The organism is Neorhizobium sp. NPDC001467, from assembly GCF_050275975.1.
GTDB lineage: Bacteria > Pseudomonadota > Alphaproteobacteria > Rhizobiales > Rhizobiaceae > Neorhizobium.
Genome location: NZ_JBNNPS010000001.1, coordinates 679,988 through 697,224 on the forward strand (window position 1 = coordinate 679,988; position 17,237 = coordinate 697,224).

General features: G+C 61.1%; 11 protein-coding genes. 8 read left to right on the forward strand and 3 right to left on the reverse strand.

Translation table 11 applies throughout. The annotated features are described in order from the left end of the window. Positions 1 to 160 precede the first annotated feature (160 nt). Both ACQKKX_RS03475 and ACQKKX_RS03480 read left to right on the forward strand, forming a co-directional pair. On the forward strand, positions 161 to 1,393 hold the full coding sequence (locus tag ACQKKX_RS03475; RefSeq protein ID WP_427568841.1) for a putative DNA modification/repair radical SAM protein: 1,233 nt from the start codon (positions 161 to 163) through the stop codon (positions 1,391 to 1,393). Then, positions 1,390 to 2,850 (forward strand): UdgX family uracil-DNA binding protein, encoded by a 1,461-nt coding sequence (locus ACQKKX_RS03480; protein WP_427568843.1) that lies wholly within the window; start codon positions 1,390 to 1,392, stop codon positions 2,848 to 2,850. The genes ACQKKX_RS03475 and ACQKKX_RS03480 overlap by 4 nt, the downstream gene beginning before the upstream one ends. A gap of 22 nt (positions 2,851 to 2,872) precedes the next feature. Here the strand turns inward: ACQKKX_RS03480 and ACQKKX_RS03485 are convergent, their stop codons facing one another. Beyond that, positions 2,873 to 3,793 (reverse strand): LysR family transcriptional regulator, encoded by a 921-nt coding sequence (locus ACQKKX_RS03485; protein WP_427568846.1) that lies wholly within the window; start codon positions 3,791 to 3,793, stop codon positions 2,873 to 2,875. A 94-nt stretch (positions 3,794 to 3,887) separates the two neighbouring features. Between ACQKKX_RS03485 and ACQKKX_RS03490 the strand changes: the two genes are divergently transcribed. After that, on the forward strand, positions 3,888 to 4,757 hold the full coding sequence (locus ACQKKX_RS03490) for an aldo/keto reductase family oxidoreductase (RefSeq protein WP_427568848.1): 870 nt from the start codon (positions 3,888 to 3,890) through the stop codon (positions 4,755 to 4,757). Between the two features lie 108 nt (positions 4,758 to 4,865). Here the strand turns inward: ACQKKX_RS03490 and carB are convergent, their stop codons facing one another. Continuing rightward, positions 4,866 to 8,354 (reverse strand): carbamoyl-phosphate synthase large subunit, encoded by a 3,489-nt coding sequence (carB, locus tag ACQKKX_RS03495; protein ID WP_427568851.1) that lies wholly within the window; start codon positions 8,352 to 8,354, stop codon positions 4,866 to 4,868. A gap of 442 nt (positions 8,355 to 8,796) precedes the next feature. On the opposite strand from carB, the gene ACQKKX_RS03500 reads away from it, so the two are divergent. The 3 genes from ACQKKX_RS03500 to ACQKKX_RS03510 all read left to right on the forward strand — a co-directional run bounded on the left by ACQKKX_RS03500 (position 8,797) and on the right by ACQKKX_RS03510 (position 12,403). Beyond that, entirely contained in the window at positions 8,797 to 9,702 is a 906-nt protein-coding gene (locus ACQKKX_RS03500; protein WP_427568853.1) for a phosphatase PAP2 family protein, read from the forward strand. 98 nt (positions 9,703 to 9,800) lie between these two features. After that, positions 9,801 to 10,694 (forward strand): KPN_02809 family neutral zinc metallopeptidase, encoded by an 894-nt coding sequence (gene ypfJ, locus ACQKKX_RS03505; RefSeq protein ID WP_427568856.1) that lies wholly within the window; start codon positions 9,801 to 9,803, stop codon positions 10,692 to 10,694. A gap of 302 nt (positions 10,695 to 10,996) precedes the next feature. Continuing rightward, the gene (locus ACQKKX_RS03510; RefSeq protein WP_427568859.1) at positions 10,997 to 12,403 is read left to right on the forward strand and encodes an MATE family efflux transporter; all 1,407 of its coding nucleotides are present in this window, start codon (positions 10,997 to 10,999) and stop codon (positions 12,401 to 12,403) included. Between the two features lie 36 nt (positions 12,404 to 12,439). Here ACQKKX_RS03510 and carA read toward each other — a convergent pair whose 3' ends face one another. Further along, positions 12,440 to 13,657 (reverse strand): glutamine-hydrolyzing carbamoyl-phosphate synthase small subunit, encoded by a 1,218-nt coding sequence (gene carA, locus ACQKKX_RS03515; RefSeq protein ID WP_427568861.1) that lies wholly within the window; start codon positions 13,655 to 13,657, stop codon positions 12,440 to 12,442. 279 nt (positions 13,658 to 13,936) lie between these two features. On the opposite strand from carA, the gene ACQKKX_RS03520 reads away from it, so the two are divergent. Continuing rightward, positions 13,937 to 14,389: a GatB/YqeY domain-containing protein gene (locus ACQKKX_RS03520; protein WP_427568863.1), complete on the forward strand. Its 453-nt coding sequence runs from the start codon at positions 13,937 to 13,939 to the stop codon at positions 14,387 to 14,389. Positions 14,390 to 14,835: 446 nt separating this feature from the next. Then, complete coding sequence (gene dnaG / locus ACQKKX_RS03525; protein WP_427568865.1) at positions 14,836 to 16,833, forward strand: DNA primase; 1,998 nt, start codon at positions 14,836 to 14,838, stop codon at positions 16,831 to 16,833. Positions 16,834 to 17,237: the final 404 nt, after the last annotated feature.

A 17,237-nucleotide genomic window follows, 5' to 3' on the forward strand; every position in this document is an offset into this window, starting at 1 on the left:
GAACCGTCCGAAAATCATTATTTGCATCAGTATAACAGAATTCTGACGGCAAATTCCAACAAAAACGAAGATAGGGCAGGCGGCGCGATTTTCACAGAGGGACGCCGGTTTTTACAGACTTTCTTGACAAGGCGGCCAAGAACGGATAGTGAACGCGCTAATGAAGAAGTCGCTCAAAGAACGTCTCGCCATTCTGTCCGATGCCGCCAAATATGATGCGTCCTGCGCATCGAGCGGCACGACGAAAAGGGATTCGTCAAAGAGTGGCGGGCTGGGTTCGACGGAAGGCTCAGGCATCTGCCACGCCTATGCACCGGATGGTCGCTGCATTTCGCTCCTCAAGATCCTGATGACGAATTTCTGCATTTATGACTGCGCCTATTGCATCAACCGGTCGTCAAGCAATGTCGAGCGGGCGCGCTTTTCGGTCGAGGAAGTCATCTGGCTGACGCTCGAATTTTACCGGCGCAATTATATAGAAGGTCTTTTCCTGTCCTCCGGCATCATCCGGTCGTCCGACCATACGATGGAGGAAATGGTACGCATTGCGCGTGAACTGCGCACCGTCCACAATTTTCGCGGTTACATCCATCTGAAATCCATACCGGAAGCTTCGGCGCATCTGATCGAGGAGGCGGGTCTTTATGCCGATCGGCTGTCGATCAATATCGAATTGCCGACGGATGCCGGGATCGGCAAGTTCGCGCCCGAAAAGCATCCTGACAATATTCGCCGGTCGATGGGCAATCTGCGGCTCAAGATCGAGGAAATGGCCGATCCGACTATGCAGACGAAGCGGCGCCGAAAATTTGCGCCGGCAGGACAGAGCACGCAGATGATCGTAGGGGCGGATGCAGCCGACGATGCCACCATTCTGGGCACCAGTGCGCGTCTTTACGGAAGCTATGGCCTCAAACGGGTCTATTACTCGGCATTCAGCCCCATCCCTGATTCCTCGAAGAACCTGCCGCTGATCAAGCCGCCTTTAATGCGGGAGCATCGTCTGTACCAGGCGGATTGGCTTTATCGGTTCTATGGTTTCGACATCAGCGAAATCACGTCATCGCAACCGGGCGGCATGCTGGATCTCGATCTGGATCCAAAGCTGGCCTGGGCGCTGGGCCATCGCGACCGGTTTCCCGTCGATGTCAATCGCGCCGACAAGGAGACCCTTTTGCGCGTGCCCGGCTTTGGCACCAAGACGGTAAAATCCGTTCTGTCGGCGCGCCGGTTCCGGCGGTTGCGGCTTGAGGATATCGGACGACTCGGTGTTTCGCTGAAAAAGGTGCAAGCCTTTATCGTCGCCGAAGGATGGACACCGCATCGACTGGTTGATCGCACCGATCTGCGCGCAATGTTCATGCCCAAGCCGGAGCAATTGTCGCTGCTATGACAGAGACCTGCTTTCTGGAGGGGCGAGGCGAGCTTCGCGAATGGCGGGATGCGGCAAGACGCTTCCTTCTGGCGGGCATCGAACCGCAGCACATCGACTGGCGATTGCGCAGCGAGGCGCAGGGGCTGTTCGATGATGATCCATCCGACACGCGGGATCTGGCCGTCACGAACCCGGACCGGCAGATCCATGTGCCGCCGGCGTTTCTCAAGCTTGCGGATGCTGTCGTCTGCCATTCCGATCCGGGCCGCTTCGCGCTGCTCTATCGCCTGCTGTACCGTCTGTTGCAGGATCGCCATCTTCTGGACGTCAAATCGGATGTTGATGTGGTGTCGGCGTATAAGATGCAGAAATCGATCGGCCGCGACTACCATAAGATGACCGCCTTCGTGCGTTTCAAGGAACTGCCGCTGGCGCCGGGTGTCGCCGGTCGGCGGCGCTTCTTTGCCTGGTTCGAGCCGGATCACTTCATTGTCGCCCGCGTCGCGCCATTCTTCCAGCGACGCTTCACCGACATGGACTGGATCATTGCCACACCGAAGGGATCGGCATCCTGGGACGGGGACAGTTTGCGCACGACGACCGGTCCCGCCACAAAGCCGGATGTAAAGGACGACACGGAAGAACTGTGGCGCACCTATTACGCATCCATCTTCAACCCGGCCCGGCTGAAGGTGAAGATGATGATGACGGAAATGCCGAAGAAATACTGGAAGAACCTGCCTGAGGCCGACCTGATACCGGGGCTGATTGCCGGTGCGGAAGCCAGCGTGATCGACATGGCGCGTCGGCAGGCGAGCGAGCCGCTGCCCTTTCACCACCGACTGCAGGAAGCGGCCGCCCGGGTGCCGGCAATGCCGGCCCCGACGGCCGGAACGATCGATGCCCTGCGCGAGGAGGCGCGCCATTGCAGCCGTTGCGACCTTCACTGTCGCGCCACACAGACGGTTTTCGGAGAAGGGCCGGCCGATGCGCGGGTGATGATTGTTGGAGAACAGCCCGGCGATCACGAGGATCTTGCCGGACATCCGTTCGTTGGGCCTGCCGGACGGGTGTTCGACAATGCCTTGTCGCTCGCCGGGATCGAGCGTCACCGGCTCTACGTCACCAATGCCGTCAAGCATTTCAAGTATGAACCGCGCGGCAAGCGGCGCATTCACCAGCGTCCGAACATGGGAGAAGTGCAGCAATGCCGCTGGTGGCTGACGCAGGAAATCGATCTGGTCAAGCCGCGCCTGATCGTTGCCATGGGTGCGACGGCTCTGTTTTCGCTGATCGACCGGAAAGACCGGCTGGATGATGTGCGAGGACGGCCGATTCGGATGGACGCTGAGCGAACGCTTTTCGTGACGGTTCATCCATCCTACCTGCTGCGAATACCGGATGAGGGGCGCAAAGCGCAGGAGCTGGGCCGCTTTCACGACGATATGGCGCATGTCGCCCGCCTGGCATCGTGATGTCCGTCATACGCGCTGACGGTCAGCGCCACAGACCCTCCTCATTCGCCGCCTTGACGAAATCGATGAAGGCACGCAGCGGTGCGGGTACCAGCCGGCGGCCGGGATAATAGAGAAAAGGGCCGGAATAACTCTGCCACCAGTTTTTCAGGACGGGTTCGAGTAGCCCGCTATCGAAATAGGGTTGCAGCCAGTCTTCGAAGAGGGCGATGATGCCGGTGCCGGCAATGGCCGCCTCGACAGCGAGATCGCTGGCGCCACCCGCCGAAACGATCAGCGGCCCGACCGGGTCTACGCGGACGATCTCGTCATCCCTTTCGAATTCCCAGGGTGTCGTCATCGCTCCGCTTGGAAAGCGCCCGCGGATGCAGGCGTGACCCAGCAGATCACTCGGATGCTGCGGTCGGCCGGCGCGGTCGAGATAGGCGGGTGAGGCGGCTGTGGCACTGCGCTGGATGCGCGGGCCGATCGGCACCGCGATCATGTCCTGCTCCAGCCTTTCGTCATAACGGATGCCGGCATCGCAGCCCGCCGCCAGAATATCGACAAAACTTTCATTGGTGACGATTTCGAGGCGGATATCGGGATAGGCCGCGAGGAAAGGCGAAACGATCTTCGGCAGGACGAGGCGGGCAGCGCTGACCGGAACGTTGAGGCGAAGCGTGCCGGCCGGGCGATCGCGAAAACCATTGACGACGTCGAGGGCGGCCTCGACTTCGCTCAGTGCCGGCGTCAGTCGATCCAGCAGGCCTTGGCCGGCCTCGGTCGGGCCGACGCTGCGGGTCGTGCGGTTGAGCAGCCGGACGCCAAAATGGGTTTCGAGGCGGCGCACCGCGTCGCTCAACCCGGAGGCGCTGCTCCCGGTCACACGCGCGGCCTCTCGAAATCCGCCGGCGCGCGCCACCGCAACGAAAGCGTTAAGATCGCCCAGATCGATATTCATTGTCCGTTTCTCCGCACAAGCCGTACGGATTGTACGCCATTCTCCAAGACATAGTCGTGATCTATCTTCATCTCAACGCAACAGGAGAACGACCATGACCAATATCGAGAAAGCAGGGACGTACAAACTCGGCGACCGGACGGTGAAGCGCCTTGGTTACGGCGCCATGCAGCTTGCCGGGCCGGGCGTCTTCGGGCCTCCGAAGGATCGCGGCGGCGCGCTGGCCGTCCTGCGTGCGGCTGTGGACGCCGGCGTTGATCATATCGATACGAGCGATTTCTATGGCCCGCATGTCACCAACCAGTTGATCCGCGAAGCCCTGCATCCCTATCCCGACGATCTGACCATCGTCACCAAGGTCGGGGCGAGCCGTGGCGCCGACAAGTCCTGGAATGTTGCCGCTTCGCCGGAAGAACTGACCAGCGCGGTCCACGACAATCTGCGCAACCTCGGTCTTGATGCGATCGACGTCGTCAACCTGCGCATCATGTTCGACGTGCACGGACCGGCGGAAGGTTCCATCGAACCCATGCTGATACCGCTTGTCGAGCTTCAGCAGAAGGGCCTGATCCGCCATATCGGTCTGAGCAACGTCACCGCGAACCAGGTGGCTGAAGGTCGCCGGATTGCCGACATCGTCTGCGTCCAGAACATGTATAATCTCGCCCATCATCAGGATGACGGCCTGATCGACGAACTCGCACAGGCCGGCATTGCCTATGTGCCGTTCTTCCCGCTCGGTGGTTTCAGCCCGCTGCAATCGACCACCCTGTCGGACGTGTCGGCACGCCTCGGCGCGACACCCATGCAGGTGGCGCTGGCCTGGCTCCTGCATCGTTCGCCCAATATCCTGCTGATACCCGGCACATCCTCGGTCGCACATCTGACGGAAAACCTGGCAGCGGCCGATCTGGTTCTGTCGGATGATGTGCTCAAGGACCTGGACGCCGTGTCGAATGGCTAGCTTTTACCCCGAATAACAAAAGGCGCCGGGCGATGACTGTTGCAGTCTCGCCCGGCGCCCGTTTTTCAGCTCTCGATTTCCGCCCTCGCGGAACCCGAAAGCCTCGTCTTATCCAAAATAGCTCTGCAGCGGGCGGACTTCGAGGTTTCCGGCCTTCAGCGCCTTGATCGCCAGGGCGGCGGCTTCGGCACCGGCCATGGTGGTGTAATAGGGCACTTTCTGCATCAGCGTGGCGCGACGCAGCGACTTGCTATCCGAGATCGCCTTGTTGCTGTCGGTCGTGTTGATGACCAGCTGGACCTGACGGTTGCGGATGGCGTCCTCGATATGCGGGCGACCTTCCAGAACCTTGTTGACCTTGGTCGCCTCGATGCCGTTTTCACCGAGGAAACGGGCGGTGCCGCCGGTCGCCAGAACCTTGAAGCCGATCTCGACAAGAAGGCGGATGGCGGGCAGGACGCGTTGCTTGTCGCTGTCGCGCACCGAAACGAAGACCGCGCCATCACGCGGCAGTTCAACGCCGGCACCGAGCTGGCTCTTGGCAAAGGCCAGCGCGAAATCGGTATCGAGACCGATGACTTCGCCGGTAGAGCGCATTTCGGGACCAAGCAGCGTATCGACGCCCGGGAAGCGGGCGAAGGGGAACACGGCTTCCTTGACGGCGATGTGCTTGAGGTTGCGCGGGTCCGGCTTGGTGCCGTAGGCGGCAAAGGTCGCGTCAAGCTGTTCGCCGGCCATGGCGCGGGCGGCAATTTTGGCGATCGGCGCACCGATCGTCTTGGCGACGAAGGGCACGGTACGGGAGGCGCGCGGATTGACTTCCAGCACGTAGACCGTCTCGTCCTTGATGGCGAACTGGACGTTCATCAGGCCAACGACGTTGAGCGCCTTGGCCATGGCGGTTGCCTGACGTTCCAGCTCATCGATCATCGCGTCCGACAAGGTGCGCGGCGGCAGCGAGCAGGCGCTATCGCCCGAGTGAATGCCGGCTTCCTCGATATGCTCCATGATGCCGGCAACGAAGACGTCCTTCCCGTCGCAGAGGCAGTCGACATCCACTTCGATGGCGTTGGACAGGTAGCTGTCGAACAGAAGCGGGTTCTTGCCGAGAAGCGTGTTGATCTGTCCGGTCTTGTCGTTCGGATAACGCTGCTTGATGTCTTCCGGCACCAGTTCCGGCACGGTATCGAGCAGGTAAGTCTGCAGTTGACTTTCCTGGTGGATGATCTGCATGGCGCGGCCGCCGAGAACATAGGACGGGCGCACGACCAGCGGGAAGCCGATCTCGGACGCGACGGTGCGGGCCTGTTCGACCGAATAGGCGATGCCGTTGTTGGGCTGCGTCAGGTCGAGCTTCATGAGCAGCTTCTGGAAGCGGTCGCGGTCTTCGGCCAGATCGATCATGTCGGGGGCAGTGCCGAGGATCGGGATGCCGTTCTTTTCCAGCGCCTCGGCGAGCTTCAGCGGGGTCTGCCCGCCGAACTGCACGATAACACCGACGACTTCGCCCTTCTCCTGCTCCGCGCGCAGAATTTCGATGACGTCTTCCGCCGTCAGCGGCTCGAAGTACAGGCGGTCGGACGTGTCGTAGTCGGTCGACACGGTTTCCGGGTTGCAGTTGATCATGATCGCCTCATAGCCGGCATCCTTCAGCGCGAAGGCGGCGTGGCAGCAGCAATAGTCGAACTCGATGCCCTGGCCGATACGGTTCGGTCCGCCGCCGAGGATGACGACCTTCTTGGCGTCCGACACTTCGGCTTCCGAGCGCAGCGCGCCGACGAAAGGCGTTTCGTAGGTCGAGTACATGTAGGCGGTCGGCGAGGCGAATTCGGCAGCGCATGTGTCGATGCGCTTGAACACGGGCCGCACGTTCAGTGCGTTGCGCAGTTCCGCGACTTCCTTCGGGCGCTTGGCGCTGAGCGAGGCGAGGCGGGCATCGGAGAAACCCATGGCCTTCAGCTTGCGCAGGTTTTCCGCATCGGTCGGCAGGCCATGCTCGCGGATGCGGGCTTCCATGTCGACGATCGCCTTGAACTGCGAGATGAACCACGGATCGATCTTGCAGGCTTCGTGCACTTCAGCTTCCGACATGCCGAGACGCAGGGCCTGTGCAACCTGGCGCAGGCGGTCCGGGGTAGGCGTGCCGATGGCGGCGCGAATGGCGTTCTTGGAGCCTTCGCCTTCCTCGATACCGGGGATCTCGATTTCATCGAGACCGGTGAGGCCGGTTTCAAGGCCTCGCAGCGCTTTCTGCAGCGATTCGGCAAAGGTGCGGCCGATCGCCATGACTTCACCGACCGACTTCATGGCAGTGGTCAGGACCGGCGAAGCGCCCGGGAATTTTTCGAAGGCAAAACGCGGGATTTTTGTGACGACATAATCGATCGACGGTTCGAACGAGGCAGGCGTTGCGCCGCCGGTGATGTCGTTTTCCAGTTCGTCCAGCGTGTAGCCGATGGCGAGTTTTGCCGCCACCTTGGCGATCGGGAAGCCGGTGGCCTTGGATGCCAGAGCCGAGGAGCGCGAGACGCGCGGGTTCATTTCGATGACGACGAGGCGGCCGTCCTTCGGGTTGACGGCGAACTGCACGTTCGAACCGCCGGTCTCGACGCCGATCTCGCGCAGAACCGCGATCGAGGCGTTGCGCATGATCTGGTATTCCTTGTCGGTCAGCGTCAAAGCCGGCGCGACAGTGATGGAATCGCCCGTGTGGACGCCCATCGGATCGATGTTCTCGATCGAGCAGATGATGATGCAATTGTCCGCCGTGTCGCGGACAACTTCCATCTCGTATTCCTTCCAGCCAAGCACCGACTCTTCGATCAGCACTTCCGTGGTCGGCGAGGCATCGAGGCCGGAATTGACGATCTCGAAGAATTCCGAACGGTTATAGGCAATGCCGCCGCCGGTGCCGCCGAGCGTGAAGGAGGGACGGATGATGGCGGGCAGGCCGACATGATCGATCGCCTGGGCGGCGATGGCCACCGCATGCGCCATGTAACGCTGCTTGCGATCGGTCTCGCCGAGGTTCCACTGGTTTTCCAGCTCGTCCAGCGCCTTGTCGAGCGCATCGCCGGACAGCGTGTCCCGCAGTTTGGTGCGTTCGGCCTCATGGGTCTTGCGGTCGGCATCCTTGATGTCGGTGGCGTTGGCAAGCATCGAGCGCGGGGTTTCCAGGCCAATGCGGGCCATGGCCTCGCGGAACAACGCGCGGTCCTCGGCCATGTCGATGGCGGCCGGCTTGGCGCCGATCATCTCGACATTGTAGCGGTCAAGCACGCCCATGCGCTTCAGCGACAGCGCGGTGTTGAGCGCTGTCTGGCCGCCCATGGTCGGCAGCAGCGCGTCCGGGCGTTCCTTGGCGATGATTTTTGCCACGACTTCAGGGGTGATCGGCTCGACGTAAGTTGCGTCGGCGAGGCCCGGATCGGTCATGATCGTGGCTGGGTTGGAGTTGACCAGAATGACGCGAAAACCTTCCTCGCGCAGCGCCTTGCACGCCTGGGTGCCGGAATAGTCGAATTCGCATGCCTGGCCGATGACGATCGGACCCGCGCCGATGATGAGGATCGATTTGATATCTTGGCGCTTTGGCATGGTCTCTATCCGTCGTTTCTGCGCGAAAAGCCGGCTCGGGGCGTGGAAGCTCCGGTCGGGTCGCGTGCGTAACATTTTTTCTGGCTAGACGCGGCTTATAGGCAAATGTGCCGGGTATGAGAACCCCATAAATCGGCAAATCGACAGGTTTCCTGTCATATCTGTCCTTGCGTCCTAACCAAACATTAACGGCGGGCCAATACAGCCAATTTCGAGCATTCTAAGTATTTCTACAATTCCAGGGGGGTGGGGTTGCATGTTTTACGAAGGCATTTCCGGTATTCATTCCGCATTCATAGCGATAGTCCGCGCTCGCCTTCGAAGCGATGCTTACGCGTATATTATAATAATTTTATATACGATGTCGTGTATCGGTATTGTCTGGGCATACGGCGCAGCCGAGAAACTGTCGCACGCCTTATACTTCGGTCAATGGACGGCGGTGTTTCTGCTGACGATGCTGTTTGCCGCACTGGTATTCGATTTCGCGCGGCTTCTGCACCGTTTCAACAGGCGGCGCGGTCTGGCGTTCAGGCGCATTTTCTCTGCAGAGCGCATGGCAGCATTGGTGTCAGGCATATTGCTGATGGGCGCACTGATGTTCTTTCAAGGCTCGTTCACGACGATCAAGAACATGCTGCCGCTTTTCAAGGGCGGGTTCACCGACGACCGTTTTCAGGCAGAGCTCGATGCCTGGCTGCATCTGGGTTTCGATCCCTGGTCATGGGTACACATGCTGGGCAGCGGCTTGGTGACGCGCGTGCTGGAATTCAATTACAGCGTGCTATGGTTCGCGCTGTGCTTCGGCATCCTGTTTTTCGTTGCGACATCACCGCTGGCCGACGGCGTGCGCAGACGCTATCTGGCGATGTTCATTTTCGTCTGGATCATCTGCGGCAACGTGCTGGCCGGACTGTTCCTGTCGGCCGGTCCGCTGTTTTACGGCGAAGTCGTGGGCGATCACGAGCGTTTCGCCGAACTCATCGCATGGCTGGGACGTGGGCAGGATGCGAATATCGTCATGGGCTATCGCGATTACCTTTGGGAGCTTCACGACAGCGGCAAAGCCGGGTTCGGTAGCGGTATCTCGGCTTTTCCGAGCGTTCACGTCGCGCTGACCATGATGAACGCGCTGTTCGTCAACCATTATTCGCGGCGCCTGGGGCTGTTTGCCTTTGCCTATGTGGCGGTTATACAATTCAGTTCGGTCTATCTCGGCTGGCATTATGCCATCGACGGATATGTTTCGATCGTGGCCGTCACCGCAGCCTACCTGTTGATTGACATGCTTTCGCGTCGGCGCCCGGGCGGCGCTCCGGCCGGACTGCCAGTGCCGTCTGCCGCCTAAGCTGCGCTCTCTCGGTGTTTCCGCATACAGCACCCGTGGATTTCGACGGGTGCCCGCCTATATATCGCTGCCTGTCATCGGACCCTGGAGGATGAAGCATGCAGTGGAGAGGTCGGCGCCAGTCGGACAATGTCGAGGACCGTCGCGGCGGTGGATCGCTGGGCGGGGGCGGTTTTCGCATTCCCATCGGCGGCGGCGGGCGCGGCGGCGGCATCAGCATCGGCGGCCTTGTGCTCATTCTCGGTATCTGCTGGCTGACCGGCATCAATCCGCTGACACTACTGTCCGGCGGGGATATCATGGGCGATGGCGGAAGCGGCTATGAGCAGACTGCGCAGCGCCGCGCGCCTGCCGACGACGAGATGAGCCAGTTCGTGCGCACCATTCTGGCCGATACCGAGGATACCTGGACCCGCGTGTTCCAGAAGGCCGGCGAGCGCTACCAGGCGCCGACGCTCGTCATGTTCAGCGGTGGAACCAGATCGGCCTGCGGTACAGCCTCTTCGGCAACGGGTCCGTTCTATTGTCCGAGCGACCGCAAGGTTTATCTCGACACCGGTTTTTTCCGTGAGCTCGATCAGCGCTTCGGCGCTTCCGGCGATTTTGCCGAAGCCTACGTCGTGGCGCACGAGATCGGCCACCATGTCCAAAACCTTTTGGGCGTGCTGCCCAAATTCAACCAGGCGCGGCAGCGTATGAGCGAGGTCGAGGCAAACCGCATGTCGGTGCGGGTCGAGCTTCAGGCGGACTGCTTTGCCGGCGTCTGGGGCAAATATACCCAGCAGGAAGGCATTCTCGAAAGCGGCGATCTGGAGGAGGCGCTGAACGCCGCGCAGCAGATCGGCGACGACACGTTGCAGAAGCGCAGCCAGGGCTATGTCGTGCCGGACAGCTTCAACCACGGTACGTCGGCACAGCGGGTCAAGTGGTTCAAGCGCGGCTTCGACAGCGGCGATATCGGCAGCTGCGATACGTTTTCGGGCGATGTCTGACAGAAGGCTGGGTTGAGCAGACGTCAATCGTGATTTCGCGCGCAGAAATCGTGCCGGTTGGATGCGCCTATGTCTTGCTATCACGTCCGATATGGGGCGGCCGGAGAGGGTTTGCGGCCGCTACGGCAATCCGGGCTTCGACGCGTCATGCTTCTCGACATGAAGCCGAAACGGGATGAGCACGCCGATGACCGGCCGAGCGGTCGTCGCGGCTTGCCCTGCCGCGTGCTCTGGTCTAAGGCGAAAGCCTATCGCCGCTTTCGGGACCTGGAAGCGGCGTTTTCCATTCGGAGATTCATGGCATGTCAGTGGCAGCGGCGGTTCCCGTAACGGCACCTGAAAAGAGGGTGGACAACAGGTGGCTGACGCATATGCGGGCGACCCTGCTTCTCGGCGTGCCGCTGGTCGGCGCGCAACTGGCGCAGGTGGCGATCCATACGACTGACGTCATTCTGGTGGGCTGGCTCGGCACGACGGAGCTCGCCTCGGTGGTCATCGCCACCCAGCTTTATTTCATCGCCTTCATTTTCGGCAGCGGCTTTACCAGCGCGATCGTTCCGATGGTGGCGCAGGCAATCGGCCACGGCGATACGACCGGCGTGCGTCGTTCTGTACGCATGGGACTTTGGGTCGTGCTGGCCTATTGCGTTCTGGTCTCGCCAATCCTGTGGTTTTCCGAACCACTGCTTCTGGCCTTCGGCCAGGAACCGGATGTGGCCGCCACCGCGCAGACCTATCTGCGGATCGCGCAATGGGGCATATTCCCGGCGCTCGGCTTTTTCGCGCTGCGTGCCTTCGTCACGGGGCTGGAAAAGGGCGGCATGGTGCTGTTCGTCACGCTCGGCATGTTCGCAATCAACCTGATTGTCGCCTATGTCCTGATCTTCGGTCATTTCGGTGCGCCGCAGCTGGGCTTGCGCGGTGCCGCGATCGCCGCCGTGTGCGCCAACCTGACCGGTTTCGTCATCATCGTTGCCTATATCGAGGTTCTCAAGGACACGCGATCCTATGAGATTTTCGTACGGTTCTGGCGGCCCGACTGGGGGATGATCCGCGAAGTGTTCGTGCTCGGCCTGCCGATCAGCTTTACGATCCTTGCCGAAACCAGCCTGTTTGCCGCAGCCGCCCTGTTGATGGGCATGATCGGCAAGCTGGAACTGGCGGCACATGGCATTGCGCTGCAGCTGGCGTCCATCGCCTTCATGATCCCGCTCGGCCTCGCGCAGGTGGCGACCGTTCGCGTCGGCCTGGCGCATGGCCGCCGCGACCTTCTGGGTGTGCGGCGCGCAGCCCTTTCCGCGCTCGTAATCGGCGCTGTGTTCACCATGATCGGCGGCTTGCTGTTCATGGGGCTGCCGCGTTTCTTCGGCGGCCTGTTTCTCGATACCAGCAAGCCTGACGCGGATATGGTTCTCGGCCTTGCGACGCCGCTGATCATGCTTGCCGGTGTCTTTCAGCTCGTCGACGGTTTACAGGCGGTGGGAGCGGGTATCCTGCGTGGGCTCAAGGACACGACGATCCCGATGATCCTGGCGCTGATCGCCTATTGGCCGATCGGCTTTGTCTGCGCATGGGTGTTTGCTTTTCCGCTCGGTCTGCGCGGCGAGGGGGTCTGGATCGGTTTCGTCCTGGGCCTGGCGGCGGCGGCCGCCTTCCTGTGCGGCCGTTTCTGGATGCTGGTCAGGCACCAAAAAGAAACGGCCCGCTGAAAGCGGGCCGTTCGTTTGTCTTGCTGACTTGGCGTCTCAGCGCTCGGCAAGCGCCGGCTCGCCCTTGTTCTCGCGCAGCATGTTGATGAAGCGACGGAAGAGGTAATGACTGTCCTGCGGGCCCGGAGATGCTTCCGGGTGATGCTGGACGGAGAAGACCGGCTTGCCGGAGAGACGCAGGCCGCAATTCGAACCGTCGAACAGCGAAATGTGAGTCTCTTCAACGCCTTCCGGCAGCGACTTCGAGGATACCGCGAAGCCGTGGTTCATCGACACGATCTCGACCTTGCCGGTCGTGTGATCCTTGACCGGATGGTTGCCGCCGTGATGGCCCTGATGCATCTTCTCGGTGGTGGCGCCGAGCGCCAGGCCAAGCATCTGGTGGCCAAGGCAGATGCCGAAGGTCGGCAGCCCGGAATTGACGATGTCCTGAATGACCGGAACGGCATAGGTGCCGGTGGCAGCCGGATCGCCGGGGCCGTTGGACAGGAAGACGCCATCGGGCTTGAGGCCGAGGATGGTTTCGCTCGACGTGTCGGCCGGAACCACTGTCACCTTGCAGTCGAGGCCGGCAAACAGGCGCAGGATGTTGCGCTTGACGCCGTAATCGACGCAGACGACGTGGTATTTGGCATCGGCCGGATCGAGATCCGCAAACTCCTCGTTCCAGACCCAGGGTTTCTGTGCCCATTGCGAGGACTGGCCCGACGAGGCTTCCTTAGCGAGATCAAGGCCCACAAGACCGCCCCAGGCCTTGGCTTCGGCTTTCAGCGCCTCGATGTCGAAATTGCCGTTCGGATCATGGGCGATCACCGCATTGGGGGCACCATTGGCGCGAATCCAGGCGGTCAGCGCGCGCGTATCGATGCCGGACAGGCCGATGACGCCGCGGGCTTTCAGCCACGCGTCGAGATGCTTTGCCGCGCGGTAGTTCGACGGTTCGGTAATATCTGCCTTGAAGATGGTGCCGACGGCGCCGCGGCGCGCTGCCGGCGTCAGGTCTTCGATATCTTCCTCGTTGGTGCCGACATTGCCGATATGCGGGAAGGTGAAGGTAACGATCTGGCCGAGATAGGAAGGGTCGGTGAGGATTTCCTCGTAACCGGTCAGCGCCGTGTTGAAGCAGACTTCCGCGGTTACCTTGCCGGTCGCGCCGATGCCGGTGCCCTCGATTACGGTGCCGTCGGCAAGCACGAGAAGAGCGGTGGGTTTGCTGGTCGTCCAGGGAGCGGTAGAGGGGGCTGTCGCGGTCATTCGGTTCGTCTCCGCCCGTGTCCGCCAGAGGGTTCTAGCAGAGTGCAGGGCCATCACTGTGGTCGCAAGGGAAGGGGCGCGCGAGTGCTCGCGCGAAAACCTTCGTTCAATTGGGTGCTAGGTGCGGGAAAATATCGAAGCACGGGTTCGCGGTCAACCGATTGCGCCAACGGTTTGGCCATTTATTCCTGTATCGGTCGATTGAACGGGCGATGCGCCTCGTCTATCTAGGCCTGACACTGTCATATCAGGTCGAAACGGCCTTCAAGGAGTAAGCCCATGATCCGCGAAACGCTTTCCACAGCCATGAAGGAAGCGATGAAGGCCAAGGACACCCGCCGTCTTTCGACCGTGCGGCTGATGCAGGCCGCCATCAAGGATCGCGACATCGCCAATCGCGGTGCCGGCAAAGAGGACACGAGCGAAGACGAAATTCTGCAGATCCTGCAGAAACTGGTCAAGCAGCGCGAGGAATCTGCCAAGATCTACGACGAGGCCGGCCGCGCCGAACTCGCGACGCAGGAGCGCGAGGAAATCGCCGTCATCAAGACCTTCATGCCGGAACAGCTGTCCGACGAGAAGGTGGCTGAAATCATCGCCGGTATCATCGCCGAGACAGGCGCCTCCGGCATCAAGGACATGGGCAAGGTGATGGCGGCGCTGCGCGAGCGTTATGCCGGCCAGATGGATTTCGGCAAGGCATCGGGCACGATCAAGGCGCAGCTCGGCTGAGGCAGGTCGAGCCAGGCACAGGCAAGGACCTGAACAGGAAAAGGCCGGGATCCGATCATGGGCCCCGGCCTTTTGCTCTTCATCCATCCCGCCGGCCGACTGCGGACTGGCCGCCGGCGAGGTAGGCGGCCAATATCGCCATGATGGCGACATCTCCACCCGAAGAGCGAAGGAAGTTTGCACCCGGTTGCGCGGTGCATTATCGGCGCTTCACAAAAAGCCGCTGACGCTTCCTGACCTGCGTGGAGATTGCGTCCGCAAAAGACGTTTTTCAAATTACAAGAATGTAATTTGTTCGCGGGTGATGTTGCCGCAAATCCGCCTGATCCTCGGCGTTGGGATGCCGGATTGGCCTGTGAATAGCGGGCACGACGCCTGCGGACTCATGCTATGGAATGGTGTTTCGGCCGACGGCTGCTTATATGGAAGCAGGCTTTGAGGTGACAATGCGCTTTTCCGATACCTTTCTTGATGAAATCCGTGACCGCGTGCCGATCTCTTCGGTGATCGGACGCCGCGTCACGTGGGATCGCAAGAAGACAAATGTATCGCGCGGCGATTACTGGGCCTGCTGCCCGTTCCATGGCGAAAAGAGCCCGAGCTTTCACTGCGAAGACCGCAAGGGCCGTTACCACTGCTTCGGTTGTGGCGTTTCCGGCGATCATTTTCGCTTCCTGACCGAGCTGGAAGGACTGAACTTCCCCGAGGCCGTGCAGCAGATTGCCGACATGGCCGGCGTTTCCTTACCCGCGCCGGACGTGCAGGCCCAGAAGCGCGAGCAGCAGCGCACCAGCCTGCAGGACGTCATGGAAATGGCGACGCTGTTCTTTCAGGAACAGCTGCATGCCCCTATCGGCGCCAAGGCGCGCGCCTATCTGCGCGATCGCGGGCTGACCGCCAAGACCATCGAGACGTTCCGACTGGGCTTTGCCGCCGACAGCCGCAATGCGCTGAAGGAGCATCTTGCCGGCAAGGGCGTATCCAAGGAGCAGATCGAGGCCTGCGGGCTCGTTCGCCACGGCGAAGGCATTTCGGTGTCCTACGACTATTTCCGCGATCGCATCATGTTCCCGATCCTGTCGGTGCGGGAAAAGGTGATCGCCTTCGGTGGCCGCGCCATGGCGCCCGATGCGCCGGCCAAATACATGAACTCGCCCGAGACCGAACTCTTTCACAAGGGCAATGTGCTTTATAACCATGCGCGGGCGCGTCAGTCGGCCCTACTGGCCGGTCGGCAGGCCGGACGCAGCGAGCCGGGCGATGTGATTGCCGTCGAAGGTTATATGGATGTGATCGCGCTGTATCAGGCCGGCGTGGAAAATGCCGTCGCGCCGCTCGGCACTGCGCTCACCGAAAACCAGCTGGAACTGATGTGGCGGATGACGCCGCAGCCGATCCTCTGTTTCGATGGCGACAGCGCTGGCATCCGCGCCGCCAATCGCGCTGCCGATCTGGCGCTGCCGCATATCAAGCCTGGCCGGTCGGTTCGTTTTGCGATGTTGCCGGACGGCAAGGATCCCGACGACCTCGTGCGGCAGGAGGGGCGTGCGCCATTCGATCGCGTTCTGGCTGACGCCAAGCCGCTCGCGACCATGATCTGGCAGCGCGAGTCGACTGGCGCGACGTTCGATACGCCGGAGCGGCGGGCCGAGCTCGAGGCGCGGCTGAAGCAGATCGTCTCCGTCATTGCCGATGAAAACGTGCGCCGCTATTACCAGCAGCATATGCGCGACCAGCTGAACACGCTGTTTCGCGGGTCGGAGCGTCGCTCCGGTTTCCAGCCGGGCGGTGGCGGTGGCCGCCAGAATTTTCGCGGCGGATCGCAGCAGGGCCGCGGCGAGTTTCGCGGCAGCATGACAGTGTCTGACCGGCTGGCGAAATCCGGCCTGGTGCGTGGTCATCTGGAACTGCCGGCGCTGCGCGAAGTGGTCCTGGCGCTCACCGTCGTCAACCATCCGCAGCTTCTGCTCGACCAGTATGATGATGTCTCCACAGTCGAATTCGAAAACCGAGATCTGCAGCGGTTCTGGGCCTGCGTGCTGGCCATCATTACCAAGGCGGGAACGCGGGCGACGCCGGCACTGGTGCGCGAAGAGCTGGAGGAGAACGGTTTCGCCGATCTGCTCAAATCGATGACCGTCCAGGTGCGCAATGCCCGCCTTTGGACCGCCACGGAAGAGGCGGACATGCAGGACGCGCTGCAGGCCTATATGCAGACCCTGGCGCTTTATCTGCGCAACAAGGAACTGCGCTGGCAGAAGATCGAGCTGGAGCGGGAAATCGCCGAGACACCCGGCGACGAGCCGGAACGCGGCGACGCTCTTTTGCGCGCGTTGTCGGAGGTTCACAACGAGATCCTTCGGCTCGAAAACCAGGAAGCGATCATCGATGGTTTTGGTGTCATGTCGGGCCGGATCAAGGGTGCCGCCGTGGGGCATGGATAGCCAGACGTGCCATCTGTTTTTGTACCCAACCGAGACTTGTCTTTGCCGAGGGTCTGCCTACATATCAGCCGGACGTAGTGATAGGGGTCTAAATCCCGCGTACCCAGCGCTCTCAAATTTTTCCGGTCAGGGCCCGATTTAAGTGGGTATTTGCCCGGAAGAGCTTGACGGGAAGGAATTTTGTGGGAATCACCGTTTCAGGCAGAATTAGGTGGACGGATCGGACAGGCCAAGGAGCTGCAAGCTGGGCTCCGATGGCAGACCGATCCTTTATGGCGAACGCCGGCGGCGTGGTTAAGCACGAATTAAAGGTCAGTCGGTTAGGTGAGTGATTGCGATTCGCGGTGGCGGGTGGCACATCACCCGTAATAGGCATTACCCGTAACCGCGACGGAATGGCGTCC

What these genes read in the sequence shown, in the direction of transcription:
- ACQKKX_RS03520 (WP_427568863.1), top strand. Translation starts at nt 13,937, where the DNA reads ATGATCCGCGAAACGCTTTCCACAGCCATGAAGGAAGCGATGAAGGCC.
- ACQKKX_RS03480 (WP_427568843.1), top strand. Translation starts at nt 1,390, where the DNA reads ATGACAGAGACCTGCTTTCTGGAGGGGCGAGGCGAGCTTCGCGAATGG.
- ACQKKX_RS03490 (WP_427568848.1), top strand. Translation starts at nt 3,888, where the DNA reads ATGACCAATATCGAGAAAGCAGGGACGTACAAACTCGGCGACCGGACG.
- carA (WP_427568861.1), bottom strand. Translation starts at nt 13,657, where the DNA reads ATGACCGCGACAGCCCCCTCTACCGCTCCCTGGACGACCAGCAAACCC.
- ACQKKX_RS03510 (WP_427568859.1), top strand. Translation starts at nt 10,997, where the DNA reads ATGTCAGTGGCAGCGGCGGTTCCCGTAACGGCACCTGAAAAGAGGGTG.
- carB (WP_427568851.1), bottom strand. Translation starts at nt 8,354, where the DNA reads ATGCCAAAGCGCCAAGATATCAAATCGATCCTCATCATCGGCGCGGGT.
- ACQKKX_RS03485 (WP_427568846.1), bottom strand. Translation starts at nt 3,793, where the DNA reads ATGAATATCGATCTGGGCGATCTTAACGCTTTCGTTGCGGTGGCGCGC.
- dnaG (WP_427568865.1), top strand. Translation starts at nt 14,836, where the DNA reads ATGCGCTTTTCCGATACCTTTCTTGATGAAATCCGTGACCGCGTGCCG.
- ypfJ (WP_427568856.1), top strand. Translation starts at nt 9,801, where the DNA reads ATGCAGTGGAGAGGTCGGCGCCAGTCGGACAATGTCGAGGACCGTCGC.
- ACQKKX_RS03475 (WP_427568841.1), top strand. Translation starts at nt 161, where the DNA reads ATGAAGAAGTCGCTCAAAGAACGTCTCGCCATTCTGTCCGATGCCGCC.